This window comes from Micromonospora sp. NPDC093277, assembly GCF_044765245.1.
In the GTDB taxonomy this organism is placed as follows: Bacteria; Actinomycetota; Actinomycetes; order Mycobacteriales; family Micromonosporaceae; genus Micromonospora.
Genome location: NZ_JBIWJO010000002.1, coordinates 208,629 through 226,026, shown reverse-complemented (window position 1 = coordinate 226,026; position 17,398 = coordinate 208,629). Strand labels below are relative to the sequence as shown.

The following is a 17,398-nucleotide window of genomic DNA, read 5'->3' as shown; positions in this document are numbered from 1 at the left end:
CCTCACTGGGACACCTCGCTCAGCGGCGGGGTGGTGGACTCGGCGGCCTGGGGCTGCCACCGGTGCAGCACGCGGTGGTCGATCGGGTCCACCACCGGTCGAGGGCGCCGTACGAACCGTTCCCGGAGCAGGGTCCGGAGCACCCGCTGACCGTCGCGGAAGGTGTGCAGGTTGGAGGTGCCGCAGCGGCGGGGGAGTTCGTTGCTCGGTACCTCGGCGATGCGCAGGTTCGCCTTGAGGGCGTGGACCACGAGTTCGGTCTCGATCTCGAAGCCGTGCGCGGTCAGGGCGAGCGCCGGCAGGCAGGCACGGCGGAATGACAAGAAGCCGTAGCACAGGTCGGTGAAGCGGACGAGGAAGAAGCTGTTCGTCAGCCGTACCAGCACCTGGTTCCCGCTCCGGCGCAGCGGAGTCAGGTCGGTGGATCCGCCGCCGGCAAGGAAGCGGGAACCCTTGACGAAGTCGTAGCCGTTGACGAGCGGGGTGACGTAGTGGTGGATCTCGGCGGGATCCATGCTGCCGTCGGCGTCGATCATCACGATCAGGTCGCCACCGGCGGCGGCGAATGCCACCCGCGCCGCGTCGCCCTTGCCCCGGCAGTTCTGCGTCAGCACGACGATGTCGGGCCGGATGGCGCGGGCGACCTCGACCGTCCGGTCCGCTGAGTGCCCGTCGACGAGGATCACCTCGTCAACGAAGGGTGGCATGCGCTTGAGCACCCACTCGATGTTCTTTTCCTCGTTGAGCGTCGGGATGACCACGCTCACGGTCTGTCGCACGGGACGGGCGCTGACCACTCCGCTGTCGCCCTCGGGCCGTTCCCGCATCCGCAGGATGTTCAGTGCCCGGTCACCCCGCCCGGATGGTGCGTTGAGCGGGGGATCGGTCAGCAGGCTGGGGACGTGCGGGTCGATGTCCGGGTTGAGGGTCACTAGAACGCCTCCCCGGCAGACGCCATGAGGCCGTTTCGCGATGCGAAGTCGGTCTCCCTCGTGCCGCCGGTGGTGGCAATCCATGTGCTCGTCATCAGCTCCTCTTCCCCCGTACTGTCCGAGCGCAGTCGGATTTTTAGTACGAAATGTCTGGATTGTCCCGATTCTGGTAAGGTTGTCGGGATGAACAGGAGGAAAAGGTAACACCGCGCAAAAGTGAACATGACGTAACTGTGCGAAGAGGTGGGTCGATTCTGCGCGACGCGCCAGGGGGGCTTGGCCGCCCAGCCGACCCAGCTGGTCGGTCAGCTGATGTCCTCTGTGGTGGGGCCCACCGGTTCGGTCACGAGGCGCAGTCCGGACCGGCGAAGCTGCTGCCGGGAAGTGCCGAGAGAAGCCCAGTGGGTCAGCGCCGCGGCAGCCCTTCGGCCAGGAACGCCTCCCAGGTCCGGGTGCCGGTGCTGGCACCGTCGAGGGTGAGGTTGTCCCCGTTCCGGTACGCCCGTCCGGCGCTCCCGGGCAGCCGGACCGGCACCAGCAACCGGCGCTTGCCGGCCGCCCGCAGGTAGCTGCGAATCAGCTCGTCCATCCCGTACACCCTCGGGCCGGCCAGGTCGGGTACCAGGCCGGCCGGCTCGCCGAGCGCCAGGTCGACCAGCCGGGCCGCCACGTCGCGGGCGTCGACCGGCTGGAACCGGAGTCCACCGGGCACCGGCACAACCGGAAGCTTCGTCATCTTCTCCGCCACGGTCAGCACGAGGTCGTGGAACTGGGCCGCGCGCAGCGTCGTCCATGGCAGACCCGACTCGGCGATCGCCCGCTCCGCGTCGAGCTTGGCGCGGAGCCAGGCGAGCGGGACGCGGTCGGCGCCGATGACCGAGATGTGGACCAGTTGTCGTACGCCGGCCCGCTGCGCCGCCCGGACCAGGTTGCGGGTTGCCTGGTCGTCGCCCTTCGGCCCGCCGGCGAGGTGCAGGACGACCTCGGTCCCGCTCACCGCCGCCTCGATGCCTTCGCCGCTGAGCAGGTCGGCGGTGACGTGCTCGACGCCGGGACCGGACCGACCGCCACGGCGGCTGAGCACCCGCACCGGGTGACCGGCCTCGCGCAGCAGTGGGGTTACCAGGCGGCCGAGGGTGCCCGTGCCGCCGGTGACCAGGATGGGTGCGCTCATGTCGTCCTCCGTCGGGGATCCGCTACGTTCCGGGTTTCACCGACTCGACCCGAGGCGGGCTGTGGATGTGACAGCAGTGATCGGAGCCACACCGGGTCGGCCCCGGTCACATCGGCCGCCTTCCCGGGGTCGAGTGCGGTGAGACCCGGACGAGGAGGCGACATGGGTGAGGAAGTCTGGCTGGCCGAGCGGTTCGAGCAGCATCGACCGCAGCTGCGGGCGGTGGCCTACCGGATGCTCGGCTCGCTCACCGAGGCCGAGGACGCCGTGCAGGAGACCTGGCTGCGCCTCGCCCGGACCGACGCCGACGAGGTGGACAACCTCGCCGCCTGGCTGACCACGGTGGTCGCCCGGGTCTGCCTGAACACCCTCCGTGCCCGCCAGATGCGCCGTGAGGAGCCCCTCGACATACGCATGCCGGACCCGGTGGTCAGCGTCGTCGACGACGCCGACCCGGCGCACGCCGCCGTGCTGGCCGACTCCGTCGGGCTGGCGCTGCTCGTGGTGCTGGACACCCTGACCCCGACCGAACGGCTCGCGTTCGTGCTGCACGACCTCTTCGCCGTGCCGTTCGACGAGATCGGCGCCATGGTGGACCGCTCGCCGGCCGCGGCCCGGCAGCTCGCCAGCCGCGCTCGCCGCCGCGTGCAGGGTCGCGCGCCGGCACCCGACCCGGACCTGGCCCGCCAGCGCGAGGTCGTCGACGCGTTCCTCGCCGCCGCACACGACGGCGACTTCGACCGCCTGGTGGCCGTGCTGCACCCCGATGTCGTGCTCCGTTCCGACGGCGGCACCGCCCGCGTCCGCCACACCACCGTGATCACCGGCGCGGCGGCGGTCGCCGGGCAGGCGACCACCTTCGGCCGGTTCACCCCGTTCGCGCGGCCCGCCCTGGTCAACGGTGCCGCCGGGGTTCTCGTCATCGCCGCCGGTCGCCCGCTGTCCGTGATGGCCTTTACCGTCACCGAGCGTAGGATCGCCACCATCGACGTGGTCGCCGACCCCGAGCGGCTGCGTCAGCTCGGTCTCGACGACCTGTCCTGACCGGGCGCCAACCGCGTCGGCTGGCCGGGGCGGCGGGGTGCCACGACCAGGTTCCGGACCTGTCCCGATCGCGCGGGCCCGACCCCGGGTGAAGGACCGCTCGGGTTGCCCCGACCGGCCCTTCAGGTCACCGGGACCGGCCCGGCGCCGCGTGGCTCAGCGTCGCCACTTCTGGTTCGCCCCGCCCGTGCAGTCCCAGATCTGCAGGCGGGTACCGTCGGCGGAGCTGACCCCGGTGGCGTCCAGGCACTTGTTCGCCTGCGGGTTGACGATGTCCCCGGCGGAGCTGAACACCCAGCGCTGCGCGCCGGTGCCGTTGCAGTCGTAGAGCTGCACCTTCGCGCCGTTGGCGGTCGACCCGCCGGTGACGTCCATGCACTTGCCCAGGGCGCGCACCGAGCCGTCGGCGTTCCAGCTCCACCGCTGGGCGGCGGTGCCGTTGCAGGTCCAGAGCTGGATCGGGGTCCCGTTGGCGGTGTTGGCGCTGGCGACGTCCACGCACTTGTTGCCGTACCCGACGATCTGGCCGTCCGTGCCGCCACCGCCGTTGTCCCACGCCTGGACCCGGACGTAGTCGACGACCATCGTCTGTGGGAAGGCCGTGCTGCCGTCCGGCGAGCCGGGCCAGTTGCCACCGACCGCCACGTTCATGATCATGAAGAACGGGTGGTCGAAGACCCACCGGTTGCCGCCCGCGTCCGCCGGGGTCTTGCGGGAGTACGCCACGCCGTCGAGGTACCAGGTGATGGAGTCGGGCGCCCAGTCGACCGCGTAGGTGTGGAAGGCGTCGGCGAGGGCCTGGCCGCCGGGCAGCGAGGTCTGGCCGGTCAGCGGGTTGCCGCCGGAGTAGCCCGGCCCGTGCAGGCTGCCGTGCACGGTGGACGGTTCGCGGCCGATGTTCTCCATGATGTCGATCTCGCCGCTGTTGGGCCACGGGTTGCTGGCGATGTCGTTGCCCAGCATCCAGAATGCCGGCCAGATCCCCTGGCCCCGGGGGATCTTGATCCGCGCCTCGAACCGGCCGTACGCCTGGGTGAACGTGTTGGCGGTCAGCAGGCGTGCGGAGGTGTACTGGCAGGTGCCGTACCAGCAGGAGTAGCCGGACGGGTTCTCCCGGCGGGTGGTGATCACCAGGTTTCCGTTGCCGTCGAGGGCGGCGTTGCGGGTGCTCGACGTGTAGTACTGCAGCTCGTTGTTGCCCCAGCCACCGCCGCCGATGTCGTAGCGCCACTTGCTGGCGTCCGGTGCCGCGCCGGCCGCCCCGTTGAAATCGTCGGACCAGGTGACCGCGCCAGGTGCTGCCGCCGCGGGTGCGCTCGTGGTCGCCGTGAGCGCCACCGTGAGACCCACGCTCGCGAGGGCCACGGCGGCGATGGTGCGGATGCTGCGCACAGTTGCCTCCCCATGGTCGGTCGTCCCGCCTCGACGGGCCGGGCGGGCCGAACAGTTAACAAACCATACAAATAGATATTGTTAAAGCTATGAATTAAGGGTGTCAAGAGGGCGCTCCGGGTGGGCAGCTCGGGGCCGGGGTGCTCAGCCGGCGCGGGCAACCTCACGCGCACCGCGCGTGTTAGGGTCGCCGCGTGTCACCGACAGTTACCGAGCCGCTCGTCGCCGGACGTGCCGCACTGGTCGTGGTGGACCTGATGCCGCGCATCGTCGAGCGGGACCTGGGTCCACACAAGGGTGTCGACGTGGTCAGGCAGGCCGCCCGCCTGGCGACCGCGTTCCGCCGGGCCGACGGCACCGTGGTGCTGGTCCGGGTGGAGCGACCCGGCGTGGCCGAGCAGCCGCCCGGCAGCGGGTTCGTCCCGGAGATGCAGCCGGAGCCGGGTGACATCACGATAGTGAAGCGGGCCGTCGGCGCGTTCTACGGCACGGGCCTGGCCGAGCAACTGCGCGAGCGCGGTGTCAACACAGTGGTCATGACCGGCATCGCGACGACGATGGGGGTCGAATCCACGGCACGCGCGGCGTCCGACCACGGATTCGAGGTCGTTTTCGTCGCCGACGCGATGACCGGCATGACCGCGCAGGAGCACGAGCACGCGCTGACGACGGTCCTGCCCCGGTTCGGCGAGGTCGTCACGACCGACGAGGTGCTCCGCCGGCTCGGCTGACCGGCCGGCGCCCGGGCCGTGGATGCCGGCTCAGCGGGCCGGGCGGCGCCCCTTGAGGCGGCGGCCCAGCTCGCGGGCGATCTCCCGGTTGGCGTCCCGCTCGGCGAGGGACTGCCGCTTGTCGTACGACTTCTTACCCTTCGCCAGGCCTAGCTCGACCTTCGCCCACCCGTTGGAGAAGTACATCGACAGCGGCACCAGGGTCAGACCGCTCTCGCGCAGCTTCTCCAGGATCCGGGCGATCTCCACCCGGTGCAGCAGCAGCTTGCGGGTGCGTCGGGGTGCGTGGTTGGTCCACGTGCCGTAGCCGTACTCGGCGATGTGCAGGCCGTACAGCATGATCTCGCCGTCGCGTTCCTGGGCGAACGCGTCGACCAGCGACACCCGCCCCTCGCGCAGCGACTTCACCTCGGTGCCGGCCAGCACGACCCCGGCCTCGTACGTCTTGAGGATGGTGTAGTCGTGCCGCGCCTTCTTGTTGGAGGCGATGAGCTTCCGCCCGTTCTCCCTGGCCACGCCCACCTCCCCGTTCGTCGACCCGGTGCAGGATACCCGTCGGTCCGGACCGGCCGACACACTGTGTAAGCAGATCGCCGACCCACGTGGCGTGGCTCCGACTGACCGGCGGCGGGTGGGCCTGGCCGCCCGGTGACGGCCAGGCCCGCCGGTCAGCAGGTGGAGTTGCTCTGGGTCAGCAGGCCGAGCCGCCAGGGCAGGGCGTTGTAGTCGCCGCCCGCGTTGGGGTCCAGGCCCTGGTAGAGGTAGCGCAGGTTGCAGGGGCTGATCGTCAGGGTCTGGTCGTAGCCATTGCGGATCATCTCGCCGTGGCTGATGTCGCGGGTCCAGGCCGTGCCGGTGAAGGTGACGTTGTTGGCCCGGGCGAACGGGTTGCTCTCGCTGTCGGCGAGCGGCTGCCACGGCCCGGTGATGGCCGGTGCGACCCAGGAGCGGAAGTAGCGCCGGCCGTCGCTGCCGATCGCCTCAACGAGCAGCAGGTACTGGTTGCCGACCCGGTAGACGTTGGACGCCTCGAACAATCGGTTGCGGTTGCTGTCCTGCAGGGCGATGACCGTGTTGGTGAATCCGTTGGGGAACTGCGCGAGCGTCGTCTGCGACCGGTAGAGGTGGCCGTTGTCGTCGGAGGAGAACAGGTAGCAGCTGCTGCTGTCGCAGATCACCCACATGTCGACCCAGTAGCCGTTACCGATGTTCTGCCGGATGATGTCCGGCATTCCGCTGTAGAAGTCCTTCGGTGCGCTCCACCCGGCCGGATTGCTGATGTCCGGGTTGGTGGAGTAGGAGGCGTTGCCGGTCTGGTAGACCAGATACCACAGCCGCTGAGGGGCGAAGTAGAACACCTGCGGCGCGGCGCGGTAGCCGGTGCCGATCGGCGACTGGTCGAGGTAGTAGAAGGGGGCCGAACCGGCCTGGGGCCAGTCCGTGAAGCTGGTGTAGACGAGGTTGTAGCCGGACGACTGCGCGGTGCTGGCGAAGACGTGGTACTTGCCGTTGTAGTACACCACCGACGGGTCCTTGATGCCGGCGATGTTCCGGCCGTCCGCCTTCGGGCCGATCAGCGCACCGCTGGAACCCCAGCGGAAGGTGCTGGGCAGGCTGCCGCTCGGCGGCGGCGTGGTCGGTGGGGGCGTGGTCGGTGGGGCCGTTGTCGGTGGGGGAGTGCTCGGCGGCGGAGTGCTGGTCGGCGGTGGGGTGCTCGTGCCGCCGGTGCAGGTGATCCCATTGAGCGCGAAGCTCGTCGGCGCGGGGTTGTTGCCGTTCGAGGAGCCGTTGAACCCGAACGACACGGTGGCGTTGCTGCCGATGGCCGCGTTGTAGCTGACGTTCACGGCCCTGACCTGCGCTCCGTTCTGCGTGATGGCGGCGTTCCAGTACTGGGTGACGGTCTGACCGGCGGCGAAGGACCAGGTGAGGGTCCAGCCGTTGACCGGATCCCCGAGGTTGGTGATGGTGACGTTCGCGCCGAATCCGTCCTGCCACTGCGAGGACACCGTGTAGGTGACCGAACAGCCGGCCGCGGCGGCGCTGGCGGGCAGAGTCACGGCTCCGGCGGCGGCGACCAGTCCTGCGGTGGCCGCGAGCAGCGCGGCCCTGCCTTTCCAGGTGGGGTGCATCGAGGACCTTCCGTGGTGGTGGGCGCCGGCGTACGGCGGGGACCGCGTGTTCGGCGCGGTGGAGTGATCCGCCGGGATCGCATCGGGGACGCGAGTCGTGCCGGCGCGCTGCGACGAGGTGAGGAAATGGCGGACCGACGAACCCGGTCGTGTTCGACCGGCCTGTTCGCGCTTCCTCGACGGCTCGGACCTGCCACCGAACGTCGGCCGGGAGCAGACCCCGGTGCCCGTCGAGCGATCGGTGAATCCGAATGGATGACGCGGCCTCGACTCCTGGCGAAGATAGCATCTTGTCGATCGCGGGCTCCAGCCGCTCCCGGGCTGAGTGTGTCCGGAGGCCGTGCGTTCTCGGGCGCGGGCGTCCGGGTAAGGGCCGCGGCGTCGTCGGGAGAAGGCAAGGTCCCCGTTCTGGCCGGCGCATTCACGGGCCGGTCCACGGTGCCCGCGACAGGCGTAGGAGCTGCTGGTGGAAGATTCCGCCACCCGTCGGATGAGTGTGTCGCAGGACAACCATTAGCGTCGATGCATCCATCCCGCACCGGACCGACTACTGAACGTGATCGCCGGGCGGGCGTCGCGGATCAGCGTGGCGGGCCGCTTGTGGCGGTCGTGGATCGGCGCTTCGTGCTGTCCTGTCCAACCCCCGAAGGGAGCAGCGGTGCCCCCGTATCTGTCCCGTGGTCGACGCCATGCGGCGTTGTTGTTGTCCACGACGTTGGTGGCGTCCATGACCACCTTGTCGGCGAAGCCTGCGTGGGCTGAGTCCGATCAGGCCCCGGCGAGTCCGATTTTCTTGACCGGCCCGAACGAGGGTGCGCCGAACGACATCGCGATGCGGTATCTGCGGGCGCATCCGGCTGACTACGGCGTGAGTGCCGCGGATCTGTCGGATCTGGTGGTGTCGTCGAGTTACACGAGTCGCCACAGTGGGGTGACGCATGTCAACCTGACGCAGCGGCACGAGGATCTGGAGGTCTTCGGCGCGACCGCGACGGTCAACGTCGCCCGTGACGGCAGTGTCGTGTTTGTTGGTGACACGCTGGAGTCGGGTCTGGCCGGCAAGGCGTCCGGTGGCGCGTCGCTGGGCGCGGTGGAGGCGGTGGAGGCTGCGGCCGACGCCTTGGATCTGGCGGATCCGAAGAACGCGAAGGTGATGAGCCGTAGTGGTGGTGCGGCTCAGCGGACGGTGGTGTCCGAGGCTGGGATCTCGGATCAGCCGATTCCGGCGAAGCTTGGTTGGCAGCCGACCGCTGACGGGCTGCGGCTGGCCTGGCAGTTGGTGATCGATGATTCGTCGGATGCCCACCTGTGGAACGCGGCGGTGGATGCGGAGACGGGCAAGCTGCTCAACGCCGACGACTGGACCACCCACGACGCTCCCGAAGACCTGGCCGATACGCTGGGCCGCCGCGAGACGCAGGCCGCGACAGTCGCCACCACGAGCATCCCGACCGCCCGGGTCAGCCCGCCGAATCCGGCCATCGACGGGTCGAGCTACGAGGTCTTCGAGTTCCCGAAGGGCGACCCGAACGACGGGCCGCGGACCGTGGTGACCAACCCGGCGGACGGCACCGCGTCGCCGTACGGCTGGCACGACACGGACGGCAAGCCGGGCGCCGAATACACCACCACCCGGGGCAACAACGCGTACGCCTACACCGACCAGGACGCCAACAACCAGGTCGACCCGGACAGCGCGGCGGACGGCGGCGCCAGCCTCACCTTCAACTTCCCGGCCGACATGAACGAGCACCCGCAGACCTACACCCAGGCCGCGGTGACGAACCAGTTCTACTGGTGCAACATGGTCCACGACATCTCCTACCGGTACGGCTTCGACGAGGCGTCCGGCAATTTCCAGGTCAACAACTACGGCCGGGGCGGCACCGGCGGCGACGACGTGCAGTGCGAGGCGCACGACGGCTCCGGCGAGAACAACGCGAACTTCTCCACGCCGGCGCTGGACGGTGGCCGCCCCAGGATGCAGATGTTCCTCTGGCCCGGCAACCAGTTCGGCCTGCCGAACGCCGTGACGATCGATGGCGGTTCCGCCGCCGGCACGTACGAGGCGGAGTATGCGCGGTTCACCCCCGCGCCCACCAGCGCCGGGTTCGCCGGGGAGTTGGTGCTGGTCAACGACGGCGTCGGGGCGACCGGCGACGGCTGCACCGCCTACAGCCTGCCCAGCGGCGCGATCGCCGTGGTCGATCGGACCAGCAGCTGCAACTTCTACACCCAGGTGGTCAACGCCGAGAAGGCCGGCGCCCGGGCGGTGGTGGTCGTCAACAACGTCGCGGGTAACCCGGCGGTGATGAGCGGTTCGATGAGCCCGGCGGTCGGGATCCCGGCGGTCATGGTGAGCCAGGCCAACGGGAATTCGATCAAGGCCGGGCTGCCGGCCTCGGGCAAGGTCCACCGCAACCTGGCCCGGCCGGCGATGCGGGACGCCTCGTTCCGCTCGGAGACGATCTTCCACGAGTACGGCCACGGCATCTCCAACCGGCTGACCGGTGGCGCGACGGTCAACTGCCTGACCGGCGACGAGCAGATGGGCGAAGGCTGGAGCGACTTCCTCGCGATCACCGCTCTGCTCAACCCCGCGATCGACGACCCGGAGAGCGCTCGCGGTTACGGTCAGTACGCGCTGTTCCAGGACAGCCGGGTGGGCGGCGGTATCCGGCCGCGGCCGTACTCGCGGAACATGGAGATCCAGCCGTTCACCTACGACAGCATCAAGACCGGTGGCTGGCTGGACGGCACGTCCCTGGCGGCCCCGCACGGCATCGGTCACGGTTGGGCGTCCATGCTGTACGACCTGGTCTGGAACCTCGTCGATCGGCACGGTTTCAACCCGAACATCTACGACTCGTGGAACAGCGGTGGTAACAACCTCGCTCTGCAGTTGGTGATCGACGGGTTGAAGATTCAGGGTTGTGGTCCGGGTTTCGTGACGGGTCGTAACGCGATCATCGCGGCGGACGCGGCGTTGACCGGTGGTGAGAACGCCTGCATCATCTGGGGTTCGTTCGCGCGTCGTGGCCTGGGTTACAGCGCGGTGCAGGGCACCACGAACCGTAACGACAACACCGAGGCGTTCGACACTCACCCGTCGTGCCGGGGTGACTTCGTGGGTCGTGGTGCGCAGCCGGCGTTGAACACGGTCGTCGCGGGTGACGCGGCGCCGATGAAGTTCAAGTTGGCCACCAACCGGGGTCTGGACATTCTGGCCAGTGGTTCGCCGTACTCGCGGCTGGTGGACTGTGACACCCTCAGGACGGTGAACCCGGACGGGTCGGTCACGCCTCGGCCGACTCCGGTCGCGGCGCGGAACCCGGGTGGGTCGCACATGTCGGTCAACGCCAACGGTCAGTACAACTACCCGTGGAAGACCGACCCGTCGTGGGCCGGCACCTGCCGCGAGTTCGTGCTGACCCTCGACAACGGATTCCAGTACCGCAGCTACTTCAAGTTCATCGCCGGCTGATCACCGGCACCGGCACCGACTGAGGCCGGAGGGAGCGTCCCGAGAAACGGAACGCTTCCTCCGGCCCGTGCGCCGCTCACGCCACCTGGCGCTGCTCGGCCAGTTCGGTCAGGCGTACGGTGCAGAGACCGTTGCGTTCGGCCTGCACGTCGGTCACCCTGAGCTGCGTACCGGGGGCGAGGATGAACTCCTCCTCGCCGGTGAACGCGGAGAACCTGCGGATGCCCACGGCCCGCACCGGGCGTACCTCGAAGAGCGTCCGCTTGCCGCGGCGGCCGAGGAACGCCTGGGCGACGCTCAGCTTGGACGTGCACGACGACACGCCCCACCAGGTCACCGTCTGCCCGAGCGGATACTGTGCCCGCAGGTCCAGCGACACCCCGCGCCACAGCGGCTCCTCGCGGGCGGGCAGCCGCGACACGGCAGAGAACAACAGCCGCAGATACGGCAGGTAGGGAACGATCCGGCTGCGGTCCGGGTTGCGCAGGGTGGCGTTGATCTGCCGATAGAACGCCGACTCGCAGGTGTAGAGGTGCAGGGCCGCCACCTCGTCGACGGACAGGCCGTCGGTTGCGTCGTCCGACTGTTTCTCGCTGAACCGGTACGACTGGTCGACGTGCCAGTTGAGCCCGGACAGCAGCGCGGCCACCGGGGCGACAGCCTCGCGGAAGTCCATGAGCGGGGTGTCGAACACGCCGGTGATGGCGGGGAGGACCAGCCCCTCGTCCTTGACGCTGGCGAGCCGCTCGAGGTAGAGCTTGTGCAGCTCCATCGTGGTGGCGATGAACGCCGCCATGCGATCGGCCGTGTCCGGCCCGACGCCGCCGGCCTGCGCCGTGAGCTTGCGCCACCCCTCGCTGGGCAGCCAGTCGATCTCGTCGGCCCCCAGCGCCCTGAGTGCCGCGTTGACCTCGGCGAAGTGGTCCCCGTCGCAGAAGATGTCGCCCTGCGCGGCGGGATTGGGGTGGTCGATGTGCCGGACCTCCACCCCCGGGTATTTCTTCTCGAGCCGGAGCACCACCCGCTTCAGGGCGCGGGCGTGGGCGCCCCACCACGCGAACACCACACCCCGGTCCTCCTCGTCGGCCTGCTGCTTGGCCTTCAGGATCTCCTCGATCAGGGTCTCGACGACCGGTCGCCAGAACGCGGTGTGCCGGTCGGTGGCCATCGCCCCGTCGCTGCTGGCGGTGAGTGCCGCGTTCAGCAGCAGCACGCCCTGCGTGAGCATCGCCTCGAACCACTCCGGCGGCTGCACCGTGTCGTGCTTCCTGAGCAGCGCGCGGATGTCGGCGATCGGCGTCTTCTTGGGGATGCCGTGCTTCCACATCGCCGCCGCCTTGATGATGCAGCGGATGGTGACGACCCGGCCGAACTGGCTGTCGTTCCAGTCGTGGAAGGTGTTGTCGAACATCGCGATGCCGGTGGCGCTCTCCGGCCGCGGGTACGGGTTCTGGCCGAAGACGACGACCTTCCACTTGTGCGGCGGGTTCGGTTTGAGCGCCTGGAAGGTCAACTCCCGGACGGGTACGACCTTCGGGCCGCGACCCGGGCCGATGAACGTGGCCGCCTCCGGCTGGGCCTCGACGACCGGTCTCAGCAGAGGCAGCCAGGCCTCGCCGCCGCCGGTGAAGAGTTCGGCGAGGGCCAGCGGGTCGTTCGGGTCGGGCTGCGTGGTGGCGTCGGTGTCGCTCATCGTGGGCTCCTGGGTGGCTGGCCGTGCCGGTGAGGGATTGGTCGATCGTGGCGCGGGTGCTGTGCCGGGTGGCTCTCCCGGATGTGGTCCCGCAGCATGGCAGAACCGTGCGACACGCTCGGCGACGATCGGCCAGGCTCGATCGACGAGGCCCGTGGGTGGTGTCCGTTCCCCGTTTCCTGTCGGTGGGGCCCGATACCTTGATCCACGTCGGAGACACCTTTCCCATCGGAGTGAGTCATGCCCCTCGAAGTCGTGAAGCCGCAGCTCAGGGTGGTGCTGACGGACGTCAACGCCAGGGTGGTGCAGGCCTGGCAGGCGGCGTTCGCCGACACCCCGGAGGTCGAGATCCACAAGGGGTCGATCCTCACCCGGCACGTCGATGCCTGGGCCACCCCGACCAACTCCCGCGGGCGCATGGACGGCGGGGTCGACGCGGCCATCAAGCGGCACCTCGGGGCGGGGATCCAGCTTCGCGTCCAGCGGGCGATCCGCGACCAGTTCGGTGGGTCGCTGCCGGTGGGCAGCGCCGTGTGTGTGCCGTCCGGGGCGATCAATCCGAGGTTCCTGATCTCGACGCCCACCATGGAGCAATCGGTGCAGAACGTGAGCGAGACATTGAACGTCGCCCTGGCCTGCGCCGCCGCGTTCCAGGCCATCCACCGGCAGAACGAGAAGGAGCCGGGCAGCATCCGGTCGGTGGCCCTGGTCGGCATGGGCGCGGCGACGGGCGGGGTGCCCCCAAGGGTGTGCGCCAACCTGATGTGGACCGGTTACACGCTCTTCAACGATCACTATTTCCGGGACTACGACGATCTCCGGAAGACCATCGGTGAGCAGCTCGACGGCATCGAGAGCCGGCCCGAGGAGGAACGGGTGCGGGTAACGCCTCCCGCGTCGCCCGCCGCACGTCGTTGACGAGCCCGCACCCGCTCCACCTTCGGCCGACGGGGATGGCGGTCACCCCGACCGCCATCCCCGCTCAGAAGTCGTCGTCGAAGGCGACGGTGCCGGTCACGCCGACCTGGTACGCCGACACCCGGCGTTCGAAGAAGTTGGACAGTTCCTGCACGTCCTGCAACTCCATGAACGCGAACGGGTTGGCCGACCCGTAGTGGGGACCGACGCCGAACTGCGCCAGTCGTCGGTCGGCGACGTGCTGCAGATACTCGCGCATGTCGGCCAGGGGTAGCCCCGGCACGCCCTGACCGAGCAGGTCCTCGGCGAACTGCACCTCACACTCCACCGCCTCGGTGAGCATCTGCCGGACCTGGTCGGCGAGGTCGTCGTCGAAGAGGTCCGGCTCCTCCCGGCGTACGGTGTCGACGACGTCGAAGGCGAACGCCATGTGCATCGACTCGTCGCGGAACACCCAGTTGGTGCCGGAGGCGAGGCCGTGCAGCAGGCCGCGGGAGCGCAGGAAGTAGACGTAGGCGAAGGCGCCGTAGAAGAACAGCCCCTCGATGCAGGCGGCGAAGCAGATCAGGTTGAGCAGGAACGCCCGCCGGTCCTGCCTGGTACGCAGCTCGCGTAGCTCGTGGAGGGAGTCGATCCAGCGGAAGCAGAACTCGGCCTTGCGACGGATCGACGGGATGTTCTCGACGGCGGCGAACGCCTCGGCGCGCTCGGCCTCGTCGGGCACGTAGGTGTCCAGCAGGTTGAGGTAGAACTGGACGTGCACCGCCTCCTCGAACAGTTGCCGGGACAGGTAGAGCCGGCCCTCGGGGCTGTTGACGTGCTGGTAGAGGTTGAGCACGAGGTTGTTCGCGACGATGGTGTCGCCGGTGGCGAAGAACGCGACGAGGCGGCTGACCAGGTGCCGTTCGGCGGGGGAGAGCCGGTCGAGGTCGGTCAGGTCGGCGTGCAGGTCCACCTCCTCCACCGTCCAGGTGTTCTTGATGGCGTCGCGGTAGCGGTCGAAGAAGTGCGGGTAGCGCATCGGGCGGAGGGTGAGGTTCATCCCGGGATCGAGCAGCATGGGTGCGGTCTCCGTGGTGGTGTCGGTCGGGGCGGTCACTGGCAGGCTTCGCACGACTCGGGGTTCTCCAGCGAGCAGGCCAGCGCCTGCTCGTCGGTCGCCACCGGCGCGAGGACGGCCACCCGGGCCGGGACGGTGGCCTGCTGGATCCGGGTCGCCGGCCGGGAGCGCAGGTAGTAGGTGGTCTTCAGCCCGGCCTTCCAGGCGTACAGGTACATCGAGGAGAGCTTGCCGATGGTCGGCGCGGCCAGGAACAGGTTCAGCGACTGGGACTGGTCGATGAAGGGCGAGCGGGCGGCGGCCAGGTCGATCAGGGCGCGCTGCGGAAGCTCCCACGCGGTACGGAACAGCTCGCGTACCTCCGCCGGCAGTTCCGTGACGTCCTGGACGGAGCCCTCGGCCCGTTTGATCGCGGTCCGGATCCGCTCGGTCCACAGCCCACGCGCCTTGAGCTCGGCGACGAGGGCGGTGTTGACCTGGAGGAACTCACCGGACAGCGTCTCGCGCTTGAACAGGTTGGACACCTGCGGCTCGATGCACTCGTAGCAGCCGGCGATCGAGGCGATGGTCGCCGTCGGGGCGATCGCCACCAGCAGCGAGTTGCGTAGCCCGTGCGCGGCGACCCGGTCCCGCAGCGCGGTCCACCGCTGCGTCTGTGTGCCGGCGACGCCCCACAGGTCCGGCTGCAACTGGCCGCGGGCGGCTCGCGTCTCGGCGAAGGCCGGATGCGGGCCGGACCGCTCGGCCAGGTCGGCGGAGGTCTCCAGCGCGGTCAGGTAGAGCTCCTCGCTGATCCGGGTGGACAGCTCCCGCGCGTCCGGGGAGTCGAACGGCAGCCGCAGCGCGAAGAACACGTCCTGCAGGCCCATCAGCCCGAGCCCGACCGGCCGCCAGCGGGGGTTGCTCGCCGCCGCCTGCGGGGTCGGGTAGTAGTTGATGTCGATGACGCGGTCCAGGAAGGTCACCGCGGTGCGTACGGTCGCCCGTAGCCGCTCCCAGTCGATGCCGCCGCCGGTCAGGTGCGCCGCGAGGTTCACCGAACCCAGGTTGCACACCGCGGTCTCGGCGTCGCTGGACACCTCGATGATCTCGGTGCACAGGTTCGACAGGTGCACCACGTTGCCCGGCTCGGCGGTCTGGTTGCACAGCCGGTTGGCCGCGTCCTTGAACGTCATCCACCCGTTGCCGGTCTGCGCGAGCGTCCGCATCATCCGCCCGTACAGCTCCCGGGCGGGCACCTGCCGCACGAAGCGTCCCTGCGCCTCCGCCGCCCGGTACGCGGCGTCGAACTCCGCCCCCCACAGGTCCGGCAGCTCGGGCACCTCGTCCGGGTCGAACAGCGACCACATCGCGTCCGCCTCGACCCGGCGCATGAACTCGTCCGGAATCCAGTTGGCCAGGTTCAGGTTGTGGGTACGCCGGGCGTCCTCGCCGGTGTTGTCGCGAAGCTGGAGGAACTCCTCGACGTCCGGGTGCCACGGCTCCAGGTAGACGCAGGCCGCGCCCTTGCGCCGGCCGCCCTGGTTCACCGCCGCGACGCTCGCGTCCAGCGTCCGCAGCCACGGCACGATGCCGTTCGACTGCCCGTTGGTGCCGCGGATCAGCGCGCCCCGGGAGCGGACCCGGGAGAACGCGATGCCGATGCCGCCGGCGAACTTGGACAGGTTGGCCACCTGCGCGTAGCGCTGGTAGATGGAGTTCAGCTCGTCGCGTGGGGAGTCGACCAGGTAGCAGGACGACATCTGGGTGTGCCGGGTGCCGGAGTTGAACAGCGTCGGTGAGCTGGGCAGGTACGCCAGGCTGGACATCAGCCGGTAGAAGTCGATCGCCTCGCCGGGGGTACGCGACAGCCCGCAGGCCACCCGCAGCAGCCAGTACTGCGGCGTCTCCAGCACCAGCCGGCTGGTCGGGTGCCGCAGCAGGTACCGGTCGTAGACGGTGCGCAACCCGAAGTACTCGAACCGCAGGTCCCCCGCCGGGTCGACGGCGTCGTCGAGCTTGCGCGCGTGGGCCGCGACGAAGGTGGCGGTCTCGTCACCGATCAGCCCCTCGGCGTGTCCGCGCCGGATCGCCTGGCTGAACGAGGCGATGCCCTGCCCGCGTACCTCCTTGTCGACGTATCCGGCCAGCAGGCGGGCGGCCAGGCGCGAGTACTGCGGTTCCTCGCCGATCAGCTCGGCCGCGGTCTGGATGGACAGCCGGTCCAGTTCGTCGGTGCTCGCACCGTCGTAGAGGCCGCTGATGGTGCGGGTCGCCACCCGCAGCGGGTCGACGTCGGTGAGGCCGTCGGTCCACCGTTCGACCGCGCGGACGATTTTGTTGACGTCGACCGGTTCGCTGTCGCCGTTGCGCTTGCGGACGTGCATCTGCGGGCGGCGCTGCCCGGGCGGGGCGGCTTCGCCCGGCACCGCGCCGGCGGCCGGGTGAACCTCGGTGACTGTCACTACGCACTCCTCGCGAGCTCGGGACCGGATGGTCCTCGGCGCGCGGGTGCGGACACCGGCGGGCACGTGCCGGCGTGGCGGTGCCCGGTGGCGTCGGCCGTCCCGCGCGGCCTCGGACCGTCGCGCGCCCCGTCGAGGGCGTGCGACGCGCTGGCAGGTCTTCGGACTCGCGGGCACGACCGGCCGGAACCGGTCTCCTACTGGCCGTCGCTTCCCGGACCACAGGTCCAGTGCTGATGACGGCGGTCGTTCCCACTCACCGCTGCGGGGCAGTCCCGGATTCCCACCGGGTTCCCTCTTGCCTCGGCCGCCCTGGAAGGACGGTCGAACCAGCTGCGTCAGACACCATATATGGTTGTGCCGCCACCCGAGCAACACCAGATGTCGCGTCGGT

The 17,398-nt window shown here is 69.6% G+C and carries 12 protein-coding genes and 1 riboswitch; of the genes, 4 read left to right on the top strand and 8 right to left on the bottom strand.

Annotated features, from left to right (window positions below; all coding sequences use genetic code 11):
* Window positions 1-2: 2 nt before the first annotated feature.
* Entirely contained in the window at window positions 3-932 is a 930-nt protein-coding gene (locus tag ACIRG9_RS05615) for a glycosyltransferase family 2 protein (protein WP_402850669.1), read from the bottom strand.
* 406 nt (window positions 933-1,338) lie between these two features.
* Window positions 1,339-2,106 carry an SDR family oxidoreductase gene (locus tag ACIRG9_RS05610; RefSeq protein WP_402850667.1) on the bottom strand — a complete coding sequence of 256 codons (768 nt, stop codon included), beginning with the start codon at window positions 2,104-2,106 and terminating at the stop codon, window positions 1,339-1,341.
* Window positions 2,107-2,268: 162 nt separating this feature from the next.
* Between ACIRG9_RS05610 and sigJ the strand changes: the two genes are divergently transcribed.
* A complete protein-coding gene (gene sigJ / locus ACIRG9_RS05605; RefSeq protein ID WP_402850664.1) occupies window positions 2,269-3,150 on the top strand; it encodes an RNA polymerase sigma factor SigJ in 882 nt (293 codons plus the stop codon).
* A gap of 156 nt (window positions 3,151-3,306) precedes the next feature.
* On the opposite strand, the gene ACIRG9_RS05600 is transcribed toward sigJ, so the two are convergent.
* Complete coding sequence (locus tag ACIRG9_RS05600; protein ID WP_402850661.1) at window positions 3,307-4,542, bottom strand: ricin-type beta-trefoil lectin domain protein; 1,236 nt, start codon at window positions 4,540-4,542, stop codon at window positions 3,307-3,309.
* 194 nt (window positions 4,543-4,736) lie between these two features.
* On the opposite strand from ACIRG9_RS05600, the gene ACIRG9_RS05595 reads away from it, so the two are divergent.
* Window positions 4,737-5,273, top strand: coding sequence for an isochorismatase family protein (locus ACIRG9_RS05595; protein ID WP_402850658.1), 537 nt, complete (start codon window positions 4,737-4,739; stop codon window positions 5,271-5,273).
* A 30-nt stretch (window positions 5,274-5,303) separates the two neighbouring features.
* On the opposite strand, the gene smpB is transcribed toward ACIRG9_RS05595, so the two are convergent.
* Both smpB and ACIRG9_RS05585 read right to left on the bottom strand, forming a co-directional pair.
* On the bottom strand, window positions 5,304-5,789 hold the full coding sequence (gene smpB / locus ACIRG9_RS05590) for an SsrA-binding protein SmpB (RefSeq protein ID WP_402850656.1): 486 nt from the start codon (window positions 5,787-5,789) through the stop codon (window positions 5,304-5,306).
* A gap of 152 nt (window positions 5,790-5,941) precedes the next feature.
* Window positions 5,942-7,405, bottom strand: coding sequence for a non-reducing end alpha-L-arabinofuranosidase family hydrolase (locus ACIRG9_RS05585; RefSeq protein ID WP_402850653.1), 1,464 nt, complete (start codon window positions 7,403-7,405; stop codon window positions 5,942-5,944).
* 832 nt (window positions 7,406-8,237) lie between these two features.
* On the opposite strand from ACIRG9_RS05585, the gene ACIRG9_RS05580 reads away from it, so the two are divergent.
* On the top strand, window positions 8,238-10,889 hold the full coding sequence (locus ACIRG9_RS05580) for a M36 family metallopeptidase (protein WP_402850650.1): 2,652 nt from the start codon (window positions 8,238-8,240) through the stop codon (window positions 10,887-10,889).
* A gap of 76 nt (window positions 10,890-10,965) precedes the next feature.
* Here ACIRG9_RS05580 and ACIRG9_RS05575 read toward each other — a convergent pair whose 3' ends face one another.
* Window positions 10,966-12,582, bottom strand: a complete 1,617-nt coding sequence (locus tag ACIRG9_RS05575; protein WP_402850647.1) for an ADP-ribosyltransferase domain-containing protein — start codon at window positions 12,580-12,582, stop codon at window positions 10,966-10,968.
* Between the two features lie 240 nt (window positions 12,583-12,822).
* Between ACIRG9_RS05575 and ACIRG9_RS05570 the strand changes: the two genes are divergently transcribed.
* Window positions 12,823-13,500, top strand: coding sequence for a macro domain-containing protein (locus ACIRG9_RS05570; RefSeq protein WP_402850645.1), 678 nt, complete (start codon window positions 12,823-12,825; stop codon window positions 13,498-13,500).
* A gap of 64 nt (window positions 13,501-13,564) precedes the next feature.
* Here the strand turns inward: ACIRG9_RS05570 and ACIRG9_RS05565 are convergent, their stop codons facing one another.
* Complete coding sequence (locus tag ACIRG9_RS05565) at window positions 13,565-14,560, bottom strand: ribonucleotide-diphosphate reductase subunit beta (protein WP_402851864.1); 996 nt, start codon at window positions 14,558-14,560, stop codon at window positions 13,565-13,567.
* Between the two features lie 35 nt (window positions 14,561-14,595).
* Window positions 14,596-16,968 carry a ribonucleoside-diphosphate reductase subunit alpha gene (locus ACIRG9_RS05560; RefSeq protein WP_402851862.1) on the bottom strand — a complete coding sequence of 791 codons (2,373 nt, stop codon included), beginning with the start codon at window positions 16,966-16,968 and terminating at the stop codon, window positions 14,596-14,598.
* A gap of 170 nt (window positions 16,969-17,138) precedes the next feature.
* Window positions 17,139-17,353, bottom strand: a riboswitch (cobalamin riboswitch).
* Window positions 17,354-17,398 lie beyond the last annotated feature (45 nt).

Excerpts from the sequence above, each read along its gene's own strand:
- ACIRG9_RS05585 (WP_402850653.1), bottom strand. The coding sequence starts at position 7,405 with ATGCACCCCACCTGGAAAGGCAGGGCCGCGCTGCTCGCGGCCACCGCA.
- ACIRG9_RS05570 (WP_402850645.1), top strand. The coding sequence starts at position 12,823 with ATGCCCCTCGAAGTCGTGAAGCCGCAGCTCAGGGTGGTGCTGACGGAC.
- ACIRG9_RS05610 (WP_402850667.1), bottom strand. The coding sequence starts at position 2,106 with ATGAGCGCACCCATCCTGGTCACCGGCGGCACGGGCACCCTCGGCCGC.
- ACIRG9_RS05565 (WP_402851864.1), bottom strand. The coding sequence starts at position 14,560 with ATGCTGCTCGATCCCGGGATGAACCTCACCCTCCGCCCGATGCGCTAC.
- ACIRG9_RS05580 (WP_402850650.1), top strand. The coding sequence starts at position 8,238 with ATGCGGTATCTGCGGGCGCATCCGGCTGACTACGGCGTGAGTGCCGCG.
- ACIRG9_RS05575 (WP_402850647.1), bottom strand. The coding sequence starts at position 12,582 with ATGAGCGACACCGACGCCACCACGCAGCCCGACCCGAACGACCCGCTG.
- sigJ (WP_402850664.1), top strand. The coding sequence starts at position 2,269 with ATGGGTGAGGAAGTCTGGCTGGCCGAGCGGTTCGAGCAGCATCGACCG.